This window comes from Actinoplanes campanulatus (genome assembly GCF_014647795.1).
GTDB lineage: Bacteria > Actinomycetota > Actinomycetes > Mycobacteriales > Micromonosporaceae > Actinoplanes > Actinoplanes campanulatus.
This window is the reverse complement of the sequence record NZ_BMPW01000044.1, coordinates 19,135-35,910: the sequence shown is the minus strand read 5'-3', so window position 1 is coordinate 35,910 and position 16,776 is coordinate 19,135. Positions and strand designations below refer to the sequence as shown.

The following is a 16,776-nucleotide window of genomic DNA, read 5'->3' as shown; positions in this document are numbered from 1 at the left end:
CCGGCGCCGCCATGAGTTCAAGACTGAGCCTGATGATTCGCTCGCAAGCTCGCTCATTGCTCATCCCCGGACACCAGGCGGGAGTCGTCCCACCAGGGCGGGGTCTCGTCGACCACCGGGGTGAGCTCCAGCAGGGTGACCTCGTGCCGGGCCAGGACGATCTCGATCTCCGCGCGGCCGTCGACGACCGGCACGTTCCGGTGGACCCGGGCCGGTTCCGCGGCCTCCCGCAGCATGTCCACCTGCCGTGGCGAGGGGGCGAGCGGCCGTCCCATCTCCCGCCACGCCGACCAGGCGTTGCCGCGCTCGTCGTCGACGCTGGAGCGCAGCAGGAACACGGCCGGGCCGGGCGCCGGCACGGACAGCAGCACGTGGTGGGTGGCCGGCGAGTTGGCGGCATCGGTGTGGTCGACCGGTGCCCAGGCCAGGATGGTGACCCGGCCCGAGTCGTCGGCGGTGACCAGGTGGTCGGGTCCCCGCGAGACGAACTCGGGCGCCAGGCGCGCGAGGAACGCGTACAGATGGAAGATCGGCTTCTTGATCTGGCGGTGTGTCAGCAGGCCGAATCCGCCGTGGAAGAGCGCGGTGGGCACGCCCTCCTCCTCGAACATGTCGCTGAACGTCCAGTAGGCGAACGAGTCGCACAGGTCGCCGCCGCCGGCCAGCACGGGGGCGAGGTAGGCGGCGTGGAACGCGGTGTCGTGGACCGGGTTGTCCGGCCGGTACGACGAGTTGAACTCGGTGATGTGCACCGGCAGACCTCCCAACGGTGTTCCGGCCAGCTGTTTACGGGGCAGCGCGAACTGTTCGAGCAGTGCGGACGCCGGCGCCAGGCTCTGGTGGACGCCGAACGGGACGTGCCGGGCCGGGCCGGACGTGTAGGCGTGCCGGCTCACGAAGTCGATCGGCACGTCGTGGCGGGAGACGAACGCGGCGAACGTTTCCAGCCACTTGTCGTCGCCGGGGGAGATGGCCGGCCCGCCCACCTGGAGCGCGGCGTCCACGTCCTTGACCGCGTTCGCGGACACCTCGTACAGGTGGTGGTAGGCGTCCGCGTCGGCGTCCTGCCAGAACTGCGGCAGGTTCGGCTCGTTCCACACCTCGATCGGCCAGCCGCGTACCTCGTCGATGCCGTAGCGGGCGATGAGATGCCGCAACGTGGCGCCGATGAGGTCGGCCCACTCGGTGTGCGACGCCGGTGGGGTGACGTTGCCGCCCCACCAGAAGACCGTCTGGTCGCCGGAGGCCAGCCCGGACGGCATGAAGCCGAGCTCCAGGAAGGGGCGGATGCCCAGCTCGAGATAGGCGTCCACGACCTGGTCGAGGTAGGTGAACGCGTGCCGCACCCGCCGTTCGCCGCCCAGGACGTAAGGCCGGTGGATGCCCATCCCGTCGCTGAACAGCCCGTGCCCGCGGAGGTGCCGGAACCCGATCTCCCGCTGGATCAGGGCCAGGGAGTCCTGGTAGTCACGGCGCAGCGCGAGTTCCATCCGGCCGGTGCCGACGCATTCGCGCCACGCGGTGGGGAAGCGGCTCATCAGCCGTGTTCCTTCTTGTACCGCTCGTACGCCTTGTTCTGGATGTCCATGTACTGGGTGGAGTTCTTGCCCTCCAGCTCCTTGACGTAGGCATCCCATTCGCTGAGCGGCCGCTGTCCGAGGATGAACCGCAGCGTCTGCTGGTTGACGTGGTCCTTGAGCGCCGACGCCCACAGGGTGACCTGCTCGCGTTCGACGTCGTTGAGCGGCGCGGGCGGGTCGACCGGCCGGATCTCGCGCTTGTTCATCTCGGCCTGGAACGTCTTCTCCTCCTCGGAGAACTGCGAGTTGAGCATCGCGGTGCTGCCGCCGTACGCGAACACGCCGTTGAAGAACCCGTAGTCGACCTGGAGGTCCTTGGGCGCGTCGGGGTTGAGGCCGCCCCACTTGACGCCCGGGTCGAGTGTGAAGCTGCCGTCGTCGACCTTGCCGGAGTAGGTCTGCCCCTCGATGCCCCACTTGCTGAACATCAGGCCGCCGTCGGAATACCAGAGCCAGTCGATGAACTGCATCATGGCCACGAAGTTCTTGCTCTCCAGGGCCTTCTTGCTGATCATGATGCCGTTCTCGAGGCGGCTCTCGCCGGGCAGCGTGGCGCCGGCCGGGCCGGTCGGCAGGATCAGCTTGGACACCTTGGCGCCGGGGATCTTGGCGATGTCCTTGCGGAGTTCGTTCACCAGGGTCTGCGCGTTCGCGCTGATCACGAACGACTTGCCGTTGGCGAATTTCTGGCGGGCGATGTCGTCGGTCTGGGTGAAGCTCTCCGGGTCGATCAGTTTCTCGGTGACCAGCGTGTTCAGGTACTGCAGGATCTGCCGGTACTCGTCCATGGCGCCGGAGAACACGAACTTTCCGGCGGCGGCGTCCCAGTGGGCCGGCCGGTAGCCCCAGCCGGCGTGCGTGCCGTACGAGGTGGCGAGGATGTTGAGCAGGTTGTTGGCGCCGGGCTGCGGCGGCGTGCTCCACCGGTCGGACAGCGGGTAGAGGTCCGGGTGGGCCTTCTTCATCTCGCGCAGCACGGTGGTCAGGTCGTCCCAGGTCTGCGGCTGGGAGAGCCCGAGCTTCTCCATGACGTCGGTGCGCACCCCGAGCGAGTAGTCCTGCCAGGTGTTCTCGTGCAGGCCGGGCAGCAGGTAGTACTTGCCGTCCTGCGCCTTGAACCCGTCCAGGTTGGGCTGCAGGTTCCAGCGGGCGACCTTCTCCTTGTAGTGCGGCATGAGGTCGATGTAGTCGCTGACCGGGATGACCGCCCCGCTGGCGATGAACGCCTCCTCGTCGGGGTGGTACGTCTTCGGGATGATCATCGGGGCGTCGCCGGCGCTCACCATGACGCTGCGCTTCTGGTTGTAGTCGCTGCCCGGCACCGCGGTGGACTCCAGCGTCACGTTGGTGCGCTTGGTCAGCTCGGCGAAGAACGGCCAGTCCGCCTTGTACGGGTAGCCCTGGTTGCTGAGCATCATGATCGAGAACGTGATCGGCTCGGTGGCCTTGAACTGGTCACCGGCCTTGAACCCGTCCATGGCGCCGGCGCGCTTGCCGTCCAGGCCTTCGGTGGACTCCTCGCCGTCACCGCAGCCCGCGACGGTGGTGACGGCGGCGGCTCCGAACGCGGTGAGTAGGTGTCGTCGGGTCAGCTGAACCATGGGAGGACTCCTCGGTTATCCCTTGACGGCGCCGAGCATGACGCCGGAGACGAAGTAACGCTGGATGAACGGATAGACGAGCATGATCGGCAGCATGGTCAGGACGATGGTGACGGCCTGGATGCTGGCGGCGACCTGGAGCGCGGTCTCGCTGGACGCGGTGATGTCCGTGCCGGAGGTGGCGCCGGCGATGAGGTTGCGCAGGTAGACGGTGACCGGGAACAGCTCCTGCCGGTCCATGTAGAGGAACCCGGCGAACCACGAGTTCCAGAACTGGACGGCGTAGAACAGCAGCATCGTGGCGAGCACCGCCTTGGACAGCGGCAGCACGATCCGCGCCAGGATGCCGTAGGTGCCGAGGCCGTCTACCGAGGCGGCCTCCTCCAGCTCGGTGGGAAGGCTCTCGAAGAACGCCTTCATCACCAGCAGGTTGAACACGTTGATGGCGTTCGGCAGCACGATGGCCCACAGCGTGTTGCGCAGCTCCAGTGAGCTGACCAGCACGTAGTTGGGGATCAGGCCGCCGTTGAAGAACATCGTGAAGACCGCTACGCCGACCAGCAGGGCGCGGCCGCGCAGCCGGTGCTTGGACAGCACGTACGCGTAGCAGGTGGTCAGCACCAGCGAGATGGCGGTGGCCACCACGGTGTAGACGACGGTGTTGCGGTAGTTGATCCAGAACAGCGGGTCGGACATGACGTTCTGGTACGTGGTGAGGTTGAACCCCTTGGGCCAGAGCGTCACCTGCCCGGACCGGATCTCGTGCTCGCCGCTGAACGACCGCGCCACGATGTTGACGAACGGGAACAGCGTCACGACCACGACCCCGGCCAGCACGAATCCGTTGACCACCTGGAAGACCCGGTACCCCCGGGTGGGCCTCACCACAGGCTCGTCCCGACCGTGCGGCGCGAGATGGTGTTGGCGCCGAGCACCAGCGCCAGCCCGATCAGCGACTCGAACAGGCCGATCGCGGCGGCGTAGCTGAAGCTGCCGGAGACGATGCCGACCCGGTACAGGTAGGTGGCCACCACGTCGGCGGTGGAGTACGTGAGCGGGTTGTAGAGCAGCAGGATCTTCTCGAAGCCGACCGCCAGGAACGTGCCGATGTTCAGGATCAGCAGCGTGATCATGGTGGGCCGGATGCCGGGCAGCGTGACGTGCCAGGTCTGCCGCCACCGGTTCGCGCCGTCCACCTTCGCCTGCTCGTACAGGTCGCTGTCGATGGTGGTGAGCGCGGCCAGGTAGAGGATGGTGCCCCAGCCGACGGTCTGCCACACCTCGGAGGAGACGTAGATCGTCCGGAACCAGGCGGGGTCCTGCATGAACGCCACCGGGTCCTGCCCGAGCGCCCGCATCCCCTGGTTGACCACGCCGTCCACCGCCAGGGTCTGGAATATCAGGCCGGCGATGACCACGATCGACAGGAAGTGCGGCAGGTAGGAGATGGTCTGCACGAAGCCTTTGAGCCAGCGGGTGCGGACCTCGTTGAGCAGCAGCGCCAGCACGATCGGCAACGGGAAGCAGAACAGCAGCGTCAGCCCGCCGATGATCACCGTGTTCGCGAACACCTGCCAGAACGTCGGGTCGTTCAGGAACATCTCGAAGTAGCGCAGCCCCACCCAGTACTCGCCGAGCAGGTCGCCGCCGGGTTCGTAGCGCCGGAACGCGATGACGTTCCCGATCATCGGCAGATAACGGAAGACCAGAAAGAACAGCAGCGGGAGTACGGCCAGCGAGTACAACTGCCAGTCCCGGCGCAGCGCCTGCCCCCACGTGCGTCTGCGGGGACGCAGCGGGGCGGTGGGCGGTTCGGCCACCCGTTGCGGGGTGCGGGTCAGTGTCATGGCCGCACCCCTTCCACGGCACAGTCCGGCTGGAGGCGACGGTCGTGGCGGGCACGTCGCTCCTCACCGGTGATTCGCAGCCGGACGGTGGCCGCGATGTCCGTGCTGGAGCGGCCGAACCGCAGCTCCACCTCGCCCGGCTCGACGATCCGGTGCCCGTCGAGACCGGTGAACGACGTCAGGTCGGCCGGCACGGTGAACGTCACCCGCGCCGCCTCGCCGGGTTCCAGATCGACCCGGGTGAAACCGATCAGCCGCACCACCGGCCGGGTCACCTGCGCGACCGGATCGTGCAGGTAGAGCTGCACCACCTCGGTTCCGGCCCGGTCGCCGGTGTTGCGGACCGTGACGCTGACCGTGGCGTCGCCGTCGACCGGCCACCGCACCGGCTCGCCCGGCTCGTCACCGCTCCAGTCGAACGTCGTATAGCTCAGGCCGTGACCGAAACCGAACGCGGGTGTCGGATCCACCGACGACACCTCGGTGCGCCGGCCCAGCGGCGGGGTCAGATAGGTGGCGGGCAGGCCGCCGGCGTCCCGGGGCACGCTCACCGGCAGCCGCCCGGACGGGTTCACGGCGCCGGTCAGGATCTCGGCCAGCGCCTGCCCGCCGCACTGGCCGGGGAAGAAGGCCTGCACGATCGCGGCGACACCGTCAAAATCGACATCGATCGGGTACGGGCGACCGGCGAGCAGAAGCAGGACGACCGGGGTGCCGGTCGAAAGCAACGCCCGGACCAGTTCCGTCTGCACCCCGGGCAGCCGCAGGCCGGTGGCGTCGCAGCCCTCGCCCGAGGTGCCCCGCCCGAACAGCCCGGCCCGGTCGCCGACCGCCACCACGCACACGTCGCTCGCGGCGGCGGCCGCCACGGCGGCGGTGAACCCGGAGGTGTCCGTCCCGGTGATCGCGCAGCCCTGGGCGTACGCCAACTCCGCAACGACGGCCGTGAGCGACGCGCGCAGGGTGGGGACCGCGACGCCGGTGTCGTGTTCGGGATGGTGCTGGCCGACGTGGACCGGGAACGAGTAGCAGCCGAGCATGGCGAGCGGGTCGTCGGCGACCGGGCCGACCAGCGCGACCCGCTGCCCCGGCCGCAGTGGCAGGATCCCGCCGGTGTTGCGCAGCAGCACCACCGACTCGCGGGCCAGGCGCAACGCGAGGTCCCGGCTGTCCGGGTCGTCGAAGGTGAGGTCGCCGGCGCCGTCGGGCAGCGGTTTCCAGTCGTCGTCGAGCAGCCCGAGTTCGGCCTTCTGGGTCAGCACCCGCAGCAGCGCCCGGTCGATCAGCGCCTCGTCGATCCGCCCGTCGCGGACCGCTTCGACCAGCGGCGCACCGAACGTGTCGACGGTCGGCAGTTCGACGTCGATTCCGGCGCGCAGCGCGATCCCGGCCGCGTCCACCCCGTCCTCGGCCACCCGGTGCAGCCGCTCCAGGAAGCGGATCGCGAAGTAGTCGGCCACCACGGTCCCGGCGAAACCCCAGTCGTCGCGCAGCAGGTGGGTGAACAGCCCGGCGCTGGCGGCCGCCGGGAGGCCGTCGATCTCGGCGTACGAGTTCATCACCGACCGGGCCCCACCCAGGCGCAACGCCATCTCGAACGGCGGCAGCACCACGTCGGCCAGCTCGCGGGCGCCCATCGACACGGGGGCGTGGTTGCGGCCGCCGCGCGATGACGAATATCCGGCGAAGTGTTTGAGGGTCGCCACCACGCCGGCGCCCTCGAGGCCCCGCACGTACGCCGCCCCGATCGTCCCGACCAGGTAGGGATCCTCGCCGATGGTCTCCTCGGTGCGGCCCCACCGGTAGTCGCGGGTCACGTCGAGCACCGGGGCCAGGCCCTGGTGGATGCCGGCGGCCCGCATGGTCTCCCCGATCCGCCCGGTCATCTCCTCGACCAGGTCCGGGTCGAAGGCCGCACCCCAGCTCAGCGGCGCCGGATAGACCGTGGCCTTCCAGGCGGCCAGCCCGGTGAGGCACTCCTCGTGCACCTGCGCCGGGATGCCGAACCGGTTGGCCGCCTGGATCCGCTCCTGCGACGCGGCCAGCGCCCGGGCCGCGGCCGCCGGCTCCACCGGGACCGTGCCGAACGGCCGGGTCAGCTGGCCGAGTCCACTGCCGATCAGCGCGTCCAGCGGTGGCGTCGTGCCGGTCATGTCGGCCTGGTGCGGGGCCACCCCGGCGCCGTCGGCGTCGGCGCCCACCCACACCCCGGCGAGCTGCGCGATCTTCTCCTCCAACGTCATGAGGGGCACGAGAACCTCGGCCCGCTCGATGGGGGAGAGGCGCGGATCGTGCCAGCGTGCGTCCAGTCCGGAAGTGATGCTCATGCCACCTCAAGTCGGTAGATTCTCCGAAAGTTTCATCGAAGTTACGGCATGTATGGCGGCGAACGTAAGCCCCGGTTTTCGGTCATGTCAAGGGTCTTGACCTGGCAAGCCTGATGACGCTCAATATGGACGACATCGATGCGTAACGAGTATCGTGCTCGTCGATGACGACAGTTGATCTCGAAAAATCCGAGGCTGGGGCGTGATGTTTCGATGACCGAATCGGAGTCCGGGCCTGCCACCATCGCCGTCATCGCGGACGAGGTCGGCGTCTCCGCGGCGACCGTGTCGAAGGTGCTCAACGGCCGCGCCGACGTGGCCGCACGGACCCGTGCCCGGGTCGAGGAGAGCCTGGAACGGCACGGCTACCGGCGCCGCAGCCGGCGGCTCCCGGCCGTCACCGGGCACATCGACCTGGTCTTCCACGAGTTCGACTCGGCCTGGGCGATGGAGGTGATCCAGGGCGTCGAGGCGGTCACCGCCCCGGCCCGGGTCGAGCTGGTGGTCTCCCAGCTCGGCGGGAAGCACCGACCACCCCCGCACTGGGCCGACGACGTGCTGGGCCGCAGTCCGCTCGGCGTGCTGCTGGTGCTGTGCAGCCTCACCGACACCCAGCGCCGCCAGCTGGAACGGCAGCGGATCCCGTTCGTCGTGCTGGACACCGACAGCGCCACCGCCGCCAGCGTGCCCACGGTCGGCTCCAACAACTTCAACGGCGGCCTGCTCGCCACCCGCCACCTGCTGGAACTCGGCCACCGCCGGATCGCCGTCATCTCCGGGCCCCAGGACGTGCTGTGCAGCCGGGCCCGGGTGGCCGGCTACCGGTCGGCGCTCGACGAGACCGGCCTGCCCGCCGACCCGGAGCTGGTGCGCTACGGCCTGTTCACCGGCCACACCGGCTACCAGCACGGCCTGGAGCTGCTGGACCGGCCGGACCCGCCGACCGCCATCTTCGCCGGCTCCGACATGCAGGCGATGGGCGTCATCCGGGCCGCCCGCAAACTCGGGCTCCAGGTCCCGGCCGACCTGTCCGTGGTCGGCTACGACAACGTGCCGATGGCCGCGTGGTCGGCCACCGCGCTGACCACCGTCGACCAGCACGTGCAGACGATGGCCGGCACCGCCGCCCGGATGCTGCTAGACCTGGCCCAGGGCGTGCCCGTCCCGATGACCCGGATCGACCTGGTCACCGAGCTGGTGGTCCGGGAGAGCACCGCGCCGCCCCGGAGCTCATGATGTCCTCCATCGCCGAACCCGACGGCTTCGACGCGTTCTGGAAGGCCACCCTGGACACCGCCCGCGGCCCGGTCCTGCTCGATGTGACGCCCGGTCCGGACGACCTGCCGCTGTTCGAATGTTTCGACGTGACTTTCGGCGGCTTCGGTGGTGACCCGATCCGGGCCTGGTACACCCGGCCGTCCGGGAACGCCGCGGACCTGCCGGCCGTCGTCGAGTTCGTCGGGTACGGCCGCGGCCGTGGCCTGCCGTTCGAGCGGCTCACCTGGCCCGCCGCCGGCTACGCCCACCTGCTGATGGACGTGCGCGGGCAGGGCGACCAGTACGGCTGCGGCGGCGACACCCCCGACCCGCGCCCGTACTCCTCCGGCGGTCCCGGCCCGGTCACCCGCGGCATCCTCGACCCGTACGACTACTACTACCGCCGGCTCATCACCGACGCGGTCCGGGCCGTCGACGCCGTCCGAGCCCTGTCCGGCGTGGACCCGGCCCGGGTCGCGGTCGCCGGCAACAGCCAGGGCGGGGGCCTGGCCATCGCGGTCGCCGGCCTCGTCCCCGACCTGACCGCGGTGCTCACCTCGGCTCCGTTGCTCTGCGACATCCGCCGCGCCGTCGACCTCGCCGGCGCCGAGCCGTACGGCGCGATCGCCACCTACCTGTCCGTGCACCGCGACGCCGCCGACACGGTGTGGCACACGCTCTCGTATTTCGACGGCGTCCACTTCGCCCACCGGGCAGAGGCTCCCGCCCACTTCGGCATCGGCCTGCGCGACACGGTCTGCCCGCCGAGCACCGGGTTCGCGGCCGTCGACCGGTGGCGGCCGCCCCACGAGACGCGGGTGTACCCGTTCAACGGGCACGAGGGCGGCGAGGCGTACCACGTACGCGATCAGATCCGCTGGCTCCGTGACCTGGTCACCCGATAGAAGGACGCCGTTCCCCTTCCACCCCGGGCCCGGAAGACTGGCGGGGCCCGAGCCGGTGGAGGAGGTGGGATGAGACCTGCGGTCGTCGAGTACGTCGCCGCGCGCACCCTGGAGGAGGTGCTGGCCGCGCTGGCCGACGGGGAGACCGCGGTGCTCGCCGGCGGCCAGAGCCTCATCCTGGAGCTGACCGCGCAGGAGGCGGCGCCCCGCCGGGTGGTCGACATCAACGAGGTGGCCGGGCTGGACATGCTCACCGAGTCGGGCGGGTTCGTCCGGGTCGGGCCGCTGATCCGGCACCGTGAGTTCGAGTCGGACTCGATAGGCGGGGCCATCGGCGAGCTGATGCGCACCGTGGTGCGGCACATCGGGCATCCGCCGATACGCGCCCGCGGCACGATGCTGGGGAGTCTGGCGAACGCGAATCCGGCGGCCGAGTGGCCCGCGCTGGCGGTGGCGGTCGGCGCGCACCTGGACCTGATCGGGCCGCGGGGCTGCCGGACCGTGGCGGCCGGCGACTTCTTCACCGGGCCGTTCACGACCGTACGCCGTCCGGAGGAATTTCTGCTGGAGGCCCGCCTGCCGGTGCTGGCGACGGGCACCGGCACCGGCTACGCCGAGGACCGCCGGATGACCGTCTATCCGCAGGCGGCCGCCATGGCCGCGGTCACGGTGACCGGCGGCGTGGTCGGCGCGGCGTCGATCGGCCTGGTCAACGCCGGCCCGTGCCCGGTCCGCGGACGGGCCGCCGAGCGCGCGCTGACCGGGTCGGAGTTCTCGGACGCGGCCATCTCGGCCGCCGCGGAGGCGGCCGCGGAGGTCGACGCCACCACCGACCGGCGGGCCTTCCAGACGCTGACCCGCCGGGCGCTGACCCGGGCCCGGGACCGTCTTCAGGGTGCTTCGAGCATCGGGGCCAGGTAGCGGCGGGCCAGGACGCGCAGCTGCTCGGTGTCGTCGAGGTCGACGACCCGGCTCGGGATGGCCAGGAACGACGCGGACAGGCGGGTCCACATCTCGGCCACCAGGTTCACGTCGACGCGCTCGGAGATGTAACCGGCCTCCTGCTCGCGGCGTAGCTGGCCGGCGACGAACTGCTGGACCGTGGACAGGGTCTCGCCTCCGTCGCTGATCATCGACGGGACCAGCAGGTCGGGTTCGGCGGACATCAGGCCGCCGATCAGCGGGTTGCTCCGGAACGCCTGCAACGAGCTGACGAAACCCACCACCACCCGGTCGGCGGCGGTGCGGGCCTCGGCGATGTCCAGCAGGAACTGGTCGAAGTAGCGCCGGAACTCGCGCCGGACCACCTGCTCCACCAGCAGATCCTTGGTGGCGAAGCGGCGGTACGCGGTGATCCGGGAGACGCCGGCGCGGCGGGCGACGTCCTCCATGGTGGAACGGCGGATGCCCATCCGGCAGAACTGGTCGTAGGCCGCGTCGAGCAGCCGGGCGGTGACCTCGTCGCCGGGGTCGGCCGGCTCGAAGGCGTCGGCCAGGGCGCGTCCCAGCATCGACATGGTCATCCTCCCCCGAAATGTGTTTACACGATGCGTATCAGCGTATCAACGTCTCGCACATATCGATGAACGCAAAAATTCAAGCTTGTGAACGCGGAAGCCCTGTGCTCTCATGGCTGATACACCGAAGCAGTTCGTGTTTCACCGTATCAAGGCTGGAGTGAAGCATGGAACCACTCAGCAGGCGCAACATGTTGAGAGCCGGCGGCGCACTGGGCGCCATCGGGGCGATGAGCATCGCCGCGCCGGCACAGGCACAGACACTGTGGACCTGGTCTCCCACCGGATCCGTGGCCGGCACGGGCGCCGGCGTCGACCCGCGATGGGTGTGGGACGAAGAAGCCGACCCGCTGGTCGCGTCCCTCATCGAACGCGGCGACGTACCCCAGGTCAACGCCCTCCTGCGGACCTGGAAGAAGAACGGCCAGCCGCTGCCCGCCGGGCTCCCGGCCGACCTGCGCGACTTCATGGAACGCGCCCGGCAGCTGCCGTCCTGGGCCGACCCGGCCAAACTCGACCTCGCCGTGAAGTTCAACGAGAAACGCGGCCTCTACCTCGGCGTCCTCTACGGCCTGGCCAGCGGGATGATGAGCACCGTCATCCCCAAGGAGGCCCTGGCCGTCTACTACTCCCAGGGCGGCGCGGACATGAAGGACCGCATCTCCAAAACCGCCAAACTGGGGTACGACATCGGCGCGGTCAACGCCTACAAGCCCGACGGCGAGATGATCGTGACCGCCGTCAAGACCCGGCTCGTGCACGCCGCCGTCCGCCACCTGCTGCCGCAGTCGCCGTACTGGACGCCGGTCGCCGAGGAGGACATCCCGATCAGCCAGGCCGACATCATGGTCACCTGGCACAGCCTGCCCACCACGGTCATGCGGAAGCTGACCGAGTGGAAGGTGCCGATCCCGGCCGCCGAGTCCGCGGCGTTCCTGCACTCGTGGCAGGTCGGCGCGTACCTGCTCGGCGTCAAGGAGGAGTACATCCCCAACTCCTGGGCCGAGGCGAACTCACAGGCCGAACAGGTACTCGACCCGATCCTGCGGCCCACCCCCGAGGGCATCAAGCTCGCCGACATCCTGCTGAACCTCGGCGCCCCGATCGACGCCGGCATCCTCAGTGCCGGGATCCTCGGCGCGTTCACCCGGTTCATGCTCGGCGACGAGATCGCCAACTGGCTGAAGATCCCCCGCGAGCTGATCTGGGACCCGCTGCTGCGGACCGCGTGGGGACCCTTCATCGCCGTACGCGAAGGATTGTTGCCCTTCCCGTTGGCCCCGAAGGCCTACTGGCTGTTCGACGAGTTCCTGCGCAAGGCCGCGCTGCTGTTCCTGTCCGAGGCCAAGCCGATCAGCATCGAGATCCCGCTCACCAACCGCCCCACCTGATTTCCTAAGAGGAGAGAACAGCATGGCCGAGCTGAGCCGGCGCAAACTACTGGTCGGGGGCGGGGCGCTGGGTGCGATGGGCGCCTTCGGATTCCCCACCCCGGCCTTCTCCCGCGAGGTCTCACCCTGGACCTGGTCGCCGACCGCCTCGATCGCCGGCAGCGGCACCGGCGCCGACCCGCGCCAGATCTGGGACACCGAGGCCGACCCGGTCTCGGCCGAGCTGCTCGACAGCGGCGCGGTCCCCGAGGTCAACCGGCTGTTGTGGAACTGGACCCGCAACGACCAGCCGCTGCCCGACGGACTGCCCGGCTACCTGGTCGACTTCATCGAGAAGGCGCGGGAACTGCCGTCCTGGGCGGACCGCGCCAAACTCGAGACGGCGGCCACCTTCAACAAGTCCCGCGGCCTCTATCTCAACCTGCTCAACGGTGTCGGCGGCGGCATGCTGAGCACGGCCATCCCCAAGGAGGCGTGGTCGGTCTACTACTCCAAGGGCGGCGCCGACATGGAGGACCGGGTCGCCAAGACCAGCCTCCTCGGCTTCTCGGTCGGATCGCTCAACGCGTACCGGCCGGACGGCGACTGCATCGTCCAGGCGGTCAAGACGCGACTGGTCCACGCAGCGGTGCGGCACCTGCTGCAACAGTCGCCGCACTGGAAGTGGGGCGTCCCGATCAGCCAGGAGGACATCCTGGTCACCTGGCACACGCTCCCCACGTACGCGATGCGCAAGATGCGGGAGTGGCAGGTCCCGATCAGCGCCGCCGACTCCCAGGCCTACCTGCACGTCTGGCAGGTCACCGCACACATGCTCGGGGTGCGCGACGAATACATCCCGGCCACCTGGGCGGCCGCCAACGCCCAGTCCGACCAGGTGCTGCCGCCCAACATGGGACCCACCCGGGAGGGCGTCGAGCTCACCGACATCCTGCTCAGCCAGCTCGCCGAGCAGACCAGCCCGGCCAGCATCAGCCGGCCACTGGTCAACGCCCTGGCCCGCTACCTGGTCGGCGACCAGGTGTCCGACTGGGACCAGATCGAACGCGAGCCGATCTGGGAGCCGCTCGTCGCGCGCGCGTGGCCGCTGCTGGTCAAGTTCCGGGAGAAGCTCATCCCGCTGCCGCTGGTGCCCGAGGTCGCCTGGGTGCTGGACGAGGCCGCCCGGCAGTACATCCTCCTGTTCCTCACCAAGGCCAAGGAGACCAAGATCGAGATTCCGACGATCAACCGGCCCGAAGGATGACGACATCCCGGCGACGGTTCCTGGGATATGTGCTGGCGGCCCCCGTCCTGGTGGCCGCCGCCTCCCCGGGCGAGGCGCAGGCGGCCGAACTGCTCGACCTCAACGACATCATGACGGCCGCCGCGCTGCCCACCTCCGGACTGATCTCGGTGGAGATCAACGCCGACGGCACGGTGTCGTTCGCCCTGCCCAGAGCGGAGGTGGGGCAGGGCATCACCACCTCCACCGCCATGCTCATCGCGGAGGAACTGGCCGTACCCCTGCACCGGGTGAAGATCACCCTGGCCGACGCCCGCCCGGAACTGCTGTTCAACCAGATGACCGGGGGCTCGAACACGACGATCGCCACGTACACCCCGATCCGGGTGGCCGCGGCGGTCGCCCGTCAGCGCCTGCTCGCCGCGGCGGCCACCGAGTTCGGCTCCAGCGACCTGCGGCTCGCCGACGGCGTCATCAGCACCCGTGACGGCCGCCGGATCGGCATCGGTGAACTGGCCACCAAGGCGGCCAGCCCGCGCACCCTCGCCGTACCGGTGGAACTGACCGCGAAGGACGACTTCACCGTCATCGGCCGCCCGCACGGCCGCATCGACGCCCGCGACGCCGTCACCGGGCGCAAGAAGTTCGCCATGGACGTGACCGTGCCCGGCGCCAAACCCGCCATGGTGTGCCGGCCACCCACCATCAACGGCAAACCCGGCACGGTCGCCAACCTCGACGAGGTCCGCGCCATGCCGGGCGTCACCGACGTGGTCACCATCTCCACCGGCGTCGCCGTCCGCGCCGACACGTTCGGCCAGTGCATCGACGCGGTCCGCGCACTGCGCGTCACCTGGAGACCGGGCACCGTCGAGGGGAAGTCCGACACCACCGTGCTGCGCGAGCTGGCATCGGCCGAACTGCCCCTCGGGCCGCGGCCGATCACCCCGTACGTCGAGGGCCGGTTCACCTTCCACTTCCGCAGCAACAGCGCCCTCGAACCCAACTGCGCGATCGCCGACGTCCGCGGCGGTCGCGCCGAGATCTGGTCGGCCCTCAAGTCCCCGATCGTCGCCAGGCAGACCATCGCGGCCCGCCTCGGGCTGCCGGTCAGCGCCGTCACCGTGCACGTCACCGAAGGCGGCGGCTCGTTCGGCCGCAAACTGTTCTTCGACGCCGCCCTGGAAGCCGCCGAACTGTCCCAAAAACTCGGCAAGGCGGTCAAACTCATGTGGCACCGCGCCGACGACTCCCGGCAGGGCCGGACCCACCCGATGGCCACCTCCCGGGTGCGCATCGCCTACGCCGGAAACCTGGTCCTCGGCTTCGAACAACGGCACACCAGCGTCACCACCGACCTGGGCCACGGCCTCGGCGAACTGTTCACCGCCATGGCCGCGAAACTGCCGATCGGCGACAAGGCGTTCGCGCAGACGTTCTTCCAGTTCAGCCACACCTCGCCGTACGACTTCGGACTCCACAGCCGGCTGCTCAGCGAAACCGGCAAAGGCTTCAACACCGGCAGCATGCGCAACGTCTACTCACCCGACACCACCTGCGCCCGCGAACTCGTCGTCGACCAGGTCGCCGCCCGGATGAGCCGCGACCCGTACCGGTTCCGCCACGACCTGCTCCGCGGCGACCGCTCCCGGGCCGTCCTGCGGGCCGCGGCCGAAGCCGGCGGCTGGGGGCGGGCACTGCCGGCCGGGGTGGCCCAGGGCATCGCCTTCCACTCCGAGTACAAGGGCGTCAGCGCCTGCCTCGTCGAGATCGACTGCCGGCCGGAGACGGTGAACCGGCCCATCCGCGACGGCGTGGCCGGACCCCGGGTGACCCGGGCAGTTTTCGCCGTCGACGTCGGCCTGGCGGTCAATCCGCTCGGCCTGGAAGCACAGATGATGGGCTGCGTGATGGACGGCATCGCGCTCGCCCTCACCTCCAGCCTGCACCTGCGCGACGGCTACTTCCTCGAGGCGAGCTGGGACAACTACTTCTACACCCGGCAGTGGAACACCCCGCCCGACCTGCGGATCATCATCATGCCCAGCGACTCCGACCAGCCCGGCGGCGCCGGCGAACTCGGCGTGTCAGCGGCCATGGCGGCGGTCGCCTGCGCCTACGGACGGGCCACCGGCACCATGCCGACCACCTTCCCGATCAACCACGGCACCCTGTCGTTCGTGCCGAAACCGACCGTCCCACCGATTCCCGCCTCCCCGGTCGACGGACTCGACCATGTCCGATGAAACAGGGGGTCTGAGTGCCTGAGCACACCTTCCGGGTCAACGGTGAACAGGTCACCGTCGATGTCGACAGCGACGTGCGCCTGCTGTGGGTGCTGCGCGACATCCTCGGCGTCACCGGCCCGAAGTACGGCTGCGGCATCAACGTCTGCAAGGCCTGCACCAGCCATCTCAACGGGCGCGCGTTCAACCCGTGCGCCGTACCGGTCCGCGACCTGGGCCCCGGCGACGAGGTGACCACCATCGAAGGGCTGGCCGCCACCGCCGGGGCCGACCTGCACCCGATGCAGCAGGCCTGGCTCGACCACGACGTGGTGCAGTGCGGCTACTGCCAGCCCGGCCAGATCATGGCGGCCGTCGACCTGGTGCGCCGGGTCGCCGCCGAGGGCCGGGAGATCACCGACGCCGACCTGGACGGCATCCGCAACATCTGCCGGTGCGGCACCTACGCGCGCATCAGGGAGGCGATCAGGGCGGCCGCCGCGGCCGGCGGTTAGGATCGCGCGGGTCGAAAGGTGGCAGATGACGAACACGATCACACCGCTGCGCTGGTACGCCGTACTCGCCGTGGTGTTCTTCGGGATCCTCCCGGCAACGATGGTGACCATGCTGGTGGCCCGGGGCACCACACCCGGCGAGGGCTGGCTGCTGGTCATCGGCGGGGTGCCGCTGGTGATCTGCGCCGTCATCCTGCTGTTCCGCGCCTGGGGCACCACCGACCCGGAACTCGCCGATCGCCTCTACCGGCGGTGCATGGCGTTCGTCGCCGGCGCCGACGTGCTCATGCTCGGCGGCAACGCGCTCCTCAAAATGACTTCTTAGGGGTACGGACGTCGCGGTAGCCAACCGCAACCACGGCCGTTCCCGCAGCTCAGGCCCGGCT

At 69.8% G+C, this 16,776-nt stretch carries 14 protein-coding genes; 8 read left to right on the top strand and 6 right to left on the bottom strand.

What is annotated here, in order from left to right; translation table 11 throughout:
• Positions 1 to 53 precede the first annotated feature (53 nt).
• From IEZ13_RS44840 to IEZ13_RS44820, 5 genes are read right to left on the bottom strand one after another with little or no spacing between them, the layout of a single operon-like run.
• The gene (locus tag IEZ13_RS44840; protein WP_183227397.1) at positions 54 to 1,538 is read right to left on the bottom strand and encodes a GH39 family glycosyl hydrolase; all 1,485 of its coding nucleotides are present in this window, start codon (positions 1,536 to 1,538) and stop codon (positions 54 to 56) included.
• Positions 1,538 to 3,181: an ABC transporter substrate-binding protein gene (locus IEZ13_RS44835; RefSeq protein WP_183227395.1), complete on the bottom strand. Its 1,644-nt coding sequence runs from the start codon at positions 3,179 to 3,181 to the stop codon at positions 1,538 to 1,540. Before IEZ13_RS44835 ends, IEZ13_RS44840 begins: the two co-directional genes overlap by 1 nt.
• A 15-nt stretch (positions 3,182 to 3,196) precedes the next feature.
• Complete coding sequence (locus IEZ13_RS44830) at positions 3,197 to 4,066, bottom strand: carbohydrate ABC transporter permease (RefSeq protein WP_229795783.1); 870 nt, start codon at positions 4,064 to 4,066, stop codon at positions 3,197 to 3,199.
• Positions 4,063 to 5,028, bottom strand: a complete 966-nt coding sequence (locus IEZ13_RS44825; RefSeq protein ID WP_183227391.1) for an ABC transporter permease — start codon at positions 5,026 to 5,028, stop codon at positions 4,063 to 4,065. The genes IEZ13_RS44830 and IEZ13_RS44825 overlap by 4 nt, the downstream gene beginning before the upstream one ends.
• Positions 5,025 to 7,355 (bottom strand): beta-xylosidase/alpha-l-arabinosidase, encoded by a 2,331-nt coding sequence (locus IEZ13_RS44820; protein WP_183227389.1) that lies wholly within the window; start codon positions 7,353 to 7,355, stop codon positions 5,025 to 5,027. Before IEZ13_RS44820 ends, IEZ13_RS44825 begins: the two co-directional genes overlap by 4 nt.
• A 213-nt stretch (positions 7,356 to 7,568) precedes the next feature.
• On the opposite strand from IEZ13_RS44820, the gene IEZ13_RS44815 reads away from it, so the two are divergent.
• From IEZ13_RS44815 to IEZ13_RS44805, 3 genes are all read left to right on the top strand, one after another.
• Positions 7,569 to 8,591, top strand: coding sequence for a LacI family DNA-binding transcriptional regulator (locus tag IEZ13_RS44815; RefSeq protein WP_183227387.1), 1,023 nt, complete (start codon positions 7,569 to 7,571; stop codon positions 8,589 to 8,591).
• Positions 8,591 to 9,517 (top strand): acetylxylan esterase, encoded by a 927-nt coding sequence (locus IEZ13_RS44810; protein ID WP_229795781.1) that lies wholly within the window; start codon positions 8,591 to 8,593, stop codon positions 9,515 to 9,517. The genes IEZ13_RS44815 and IEZ13_RS44810 overlap by 1 nt, the downstream gene beginning before the upstream one ends.
• A 69-nt stretch (positions 9,518 to 9,586) precedes the next feature.
• The gene (locus tag IEZ13_RS44805) at positions 9,587 to 10,438 is read left to right on the top strand and encodes an FAD binding domain-containing protein (RefSeq protein ID WP_183227383.1); all 852 of its coding nucleotides are present in this window, start codon (positions 9,587 to 9,589) and stop codon (positions 10,436 to 10,438) included.
• On the opposite strand, the gene IEZ13_RS44800 is transcribed toward IEZ13_RS44805, so the two are convergent.
• Entirely contained in the window at positions 10,408 to 11,034 is a 627-nt protein-coding gene (locus IEZ13_RS44800) for a TetR/AcrR family transcriptional regulator (RefSeq protein ID WP_229795779.1), read from the bottom strand. The two genes, IEZ13_RS44805 and IEZ13_RS44800, sit on opposite strands and share 31 nt — an antisense overlap.
• A 167-nt stretch (positions 11,035 to 11,201) precedes the next feature.
• On the opposite strand from IEZ13_RS44800, the gene IEZ13_RS44795 reads away from it, so the two are divergent.
• Genes IEZ13_RS44795 through IEZ13_RS44775 form a run of 5 tightly spaced genes read left to right on the top strand, consistent with a single transcriptional unit; the run spans position 11,202 to position 16,715 of the window.
• On the top strand, positions 11,202 to 12,425 hold the full coding sequence (locus IEZ13_RS44795) for an oxygenase MpaB family protein (RefSeq protein ID WP_183227381.1): 1,224 nt from the start codon (positions 11,202 to 11,204) through the stop codon (positions 12,423 to 12,425).
• A gap of 22 nt (positions 12,426 to 12,447) precedes the next feature.
• Positions 12,448 to 13,671, top strand: a complete 1,224-nt coding sequence (locus IEZ13_RS44790; RefSeq protein WP_183227379.1) for an oxygenase MpaB family protein — start codon at positions 12,448 to 12,450, stop codon at positions 13,669 to 13,671.
• Positions 13,668 to 15,896: a molybdopterin cofactor-binding domain-containing protein gene (locus tag IEZ13_RS44785; RefSeq protein ID WP_183227377.1), complete on the top strand. Its 2,229-nt coding sequence runs from the start codon at positions 13,668 to 13,670 to the stop codon at positions 15,894 to 15,896. Before IEZ13_RS44790 ends, IEZ13_RS44785 begins: the two co-directional genes overlap by 4 nt.
• Before the next feature lie 14 nt (positions 15,897 to 15,910).
• The gene (locus IEZ13_RS44780) at positions 15,911 to 16,390 is read left to right on the top strand and encodes a (2Fe-2S)-binding protein (protein ID WP_183227375.1); all 480 of its coding nucleotides are present in this window, start codon (positions 15,911 to 15,913) and stop codon (positions 16,388 to 16,390) included.
• Between the two features lie 25 nt (positions 16,391 to 16,415).
• Positions 16,416 to 16,715 carry a hypothetical protein gene (locus tag IEZ13_RS44775; RefSeq protein ID WP_183227373.1) on the top strand — a complete coding sequence of 100 codons (300 nt, stop codon included), beginning with the start codon at positions 16,416 to 16,418 and terminating at the stop codon, positions 16,713 to 16,715.
• Positions 16,716 to 16,776 lie beyond the last annotated feature (61 nt).

What these genes read in the sequence shown, in the direction of transcription:
- IEZ13_RS44840 (WP_183227397.1), bottom strand. Translation starts at nt 1,538, where the DNA reads ATGAGCCGCTTCCCCACCGCGTGGCGCGAATGCGTCGGCACCGGCCGG.
- IEZ13_RS44835 (WP_183227395.1), bottom strand. Translation starts at nt 3,181, where the DNA reads ATGGTTCAGCTGACCCGACGACACCTACTCACCGCGTTCGGAGCCGCC.
- IEZ13_RS44825 (WP_183227391.1), bottom strand. Translation starts at nt 5,028, where the DNA reads ATGACACTGACCCGCACCCCGCAACGGGTGGCCGAACCGCCCACCGCC.
- IEZ13_RS44820 (WP_183227389.1), bottom strand. Translation starts at nt 7,355, where the DNA reads ATGAGCATCACTTCCGGACTGGACGCACGCTGGCACGATCCGCGCCTC.
- IEZ13_RS44815 (WP_183227387.1), top strand. Translation starts at nt 7,569, where the DNA reads ATGACCGAATCGGAGTCCGGGCCTGCCACCATCGCCGTCATCGCGGAC.
- IEZ13_RS44810 (WP_229795781.1), top strand. Translation starts at nt 8,591, where the DNA reads ATGTCCTCCATCGCCGAACCCGACGGCTTCGACGCGTTCTGGAAGGCC.
- IEZ13_RS44805 (WP_183227383.1), top strand. Translation starts at nt 9,587, where the DNA reads ATGAGACCTGCGGTCGTCGAGTACGTCGCCGCGCGCACCCTGGAGGAG.
- IEZ13_RS44800 (WP_229795779.1), bottom strand. Translation starts at nt 11,034, where the DNA reads ATGTCGATGCTGGGACGCGCCCTGGCCGACGCCTTCGAGCCGGCCGAC.
- IEZ13_RS44795 (WP_183227381.1), top strand. Translation starts at nt 11,202, where the DNA reads ATGGAACCACTCAGCAGGCGCAACATGTTGAGAGCCGGCGGCGCACTG.
- IEZ13_RS44790 (WP_183227379.1), top strand. Translation starts at nt 12,448, where the DNA reads ATGGCCGAGCTGAGCCGGCGCAAACTACTGGTCGGGGGCGGGGCGCTG.
- IEZ13_RS44785 (WP_183227377.1), top strand. Translation starts at nt 13,668, where the DNA reads ATGACGACATCCCGGCGACGGTTCCTGGGATATGTGCTGGCGGCCCCC.
- IEZ13_RS44775 (WP_183227373.1), top strand. Translation starts at nt 16,416, where the DNA reads ATGACGAACACGATCACACCGCTGCGCTGGTACGCCGTACTCGCCGTG.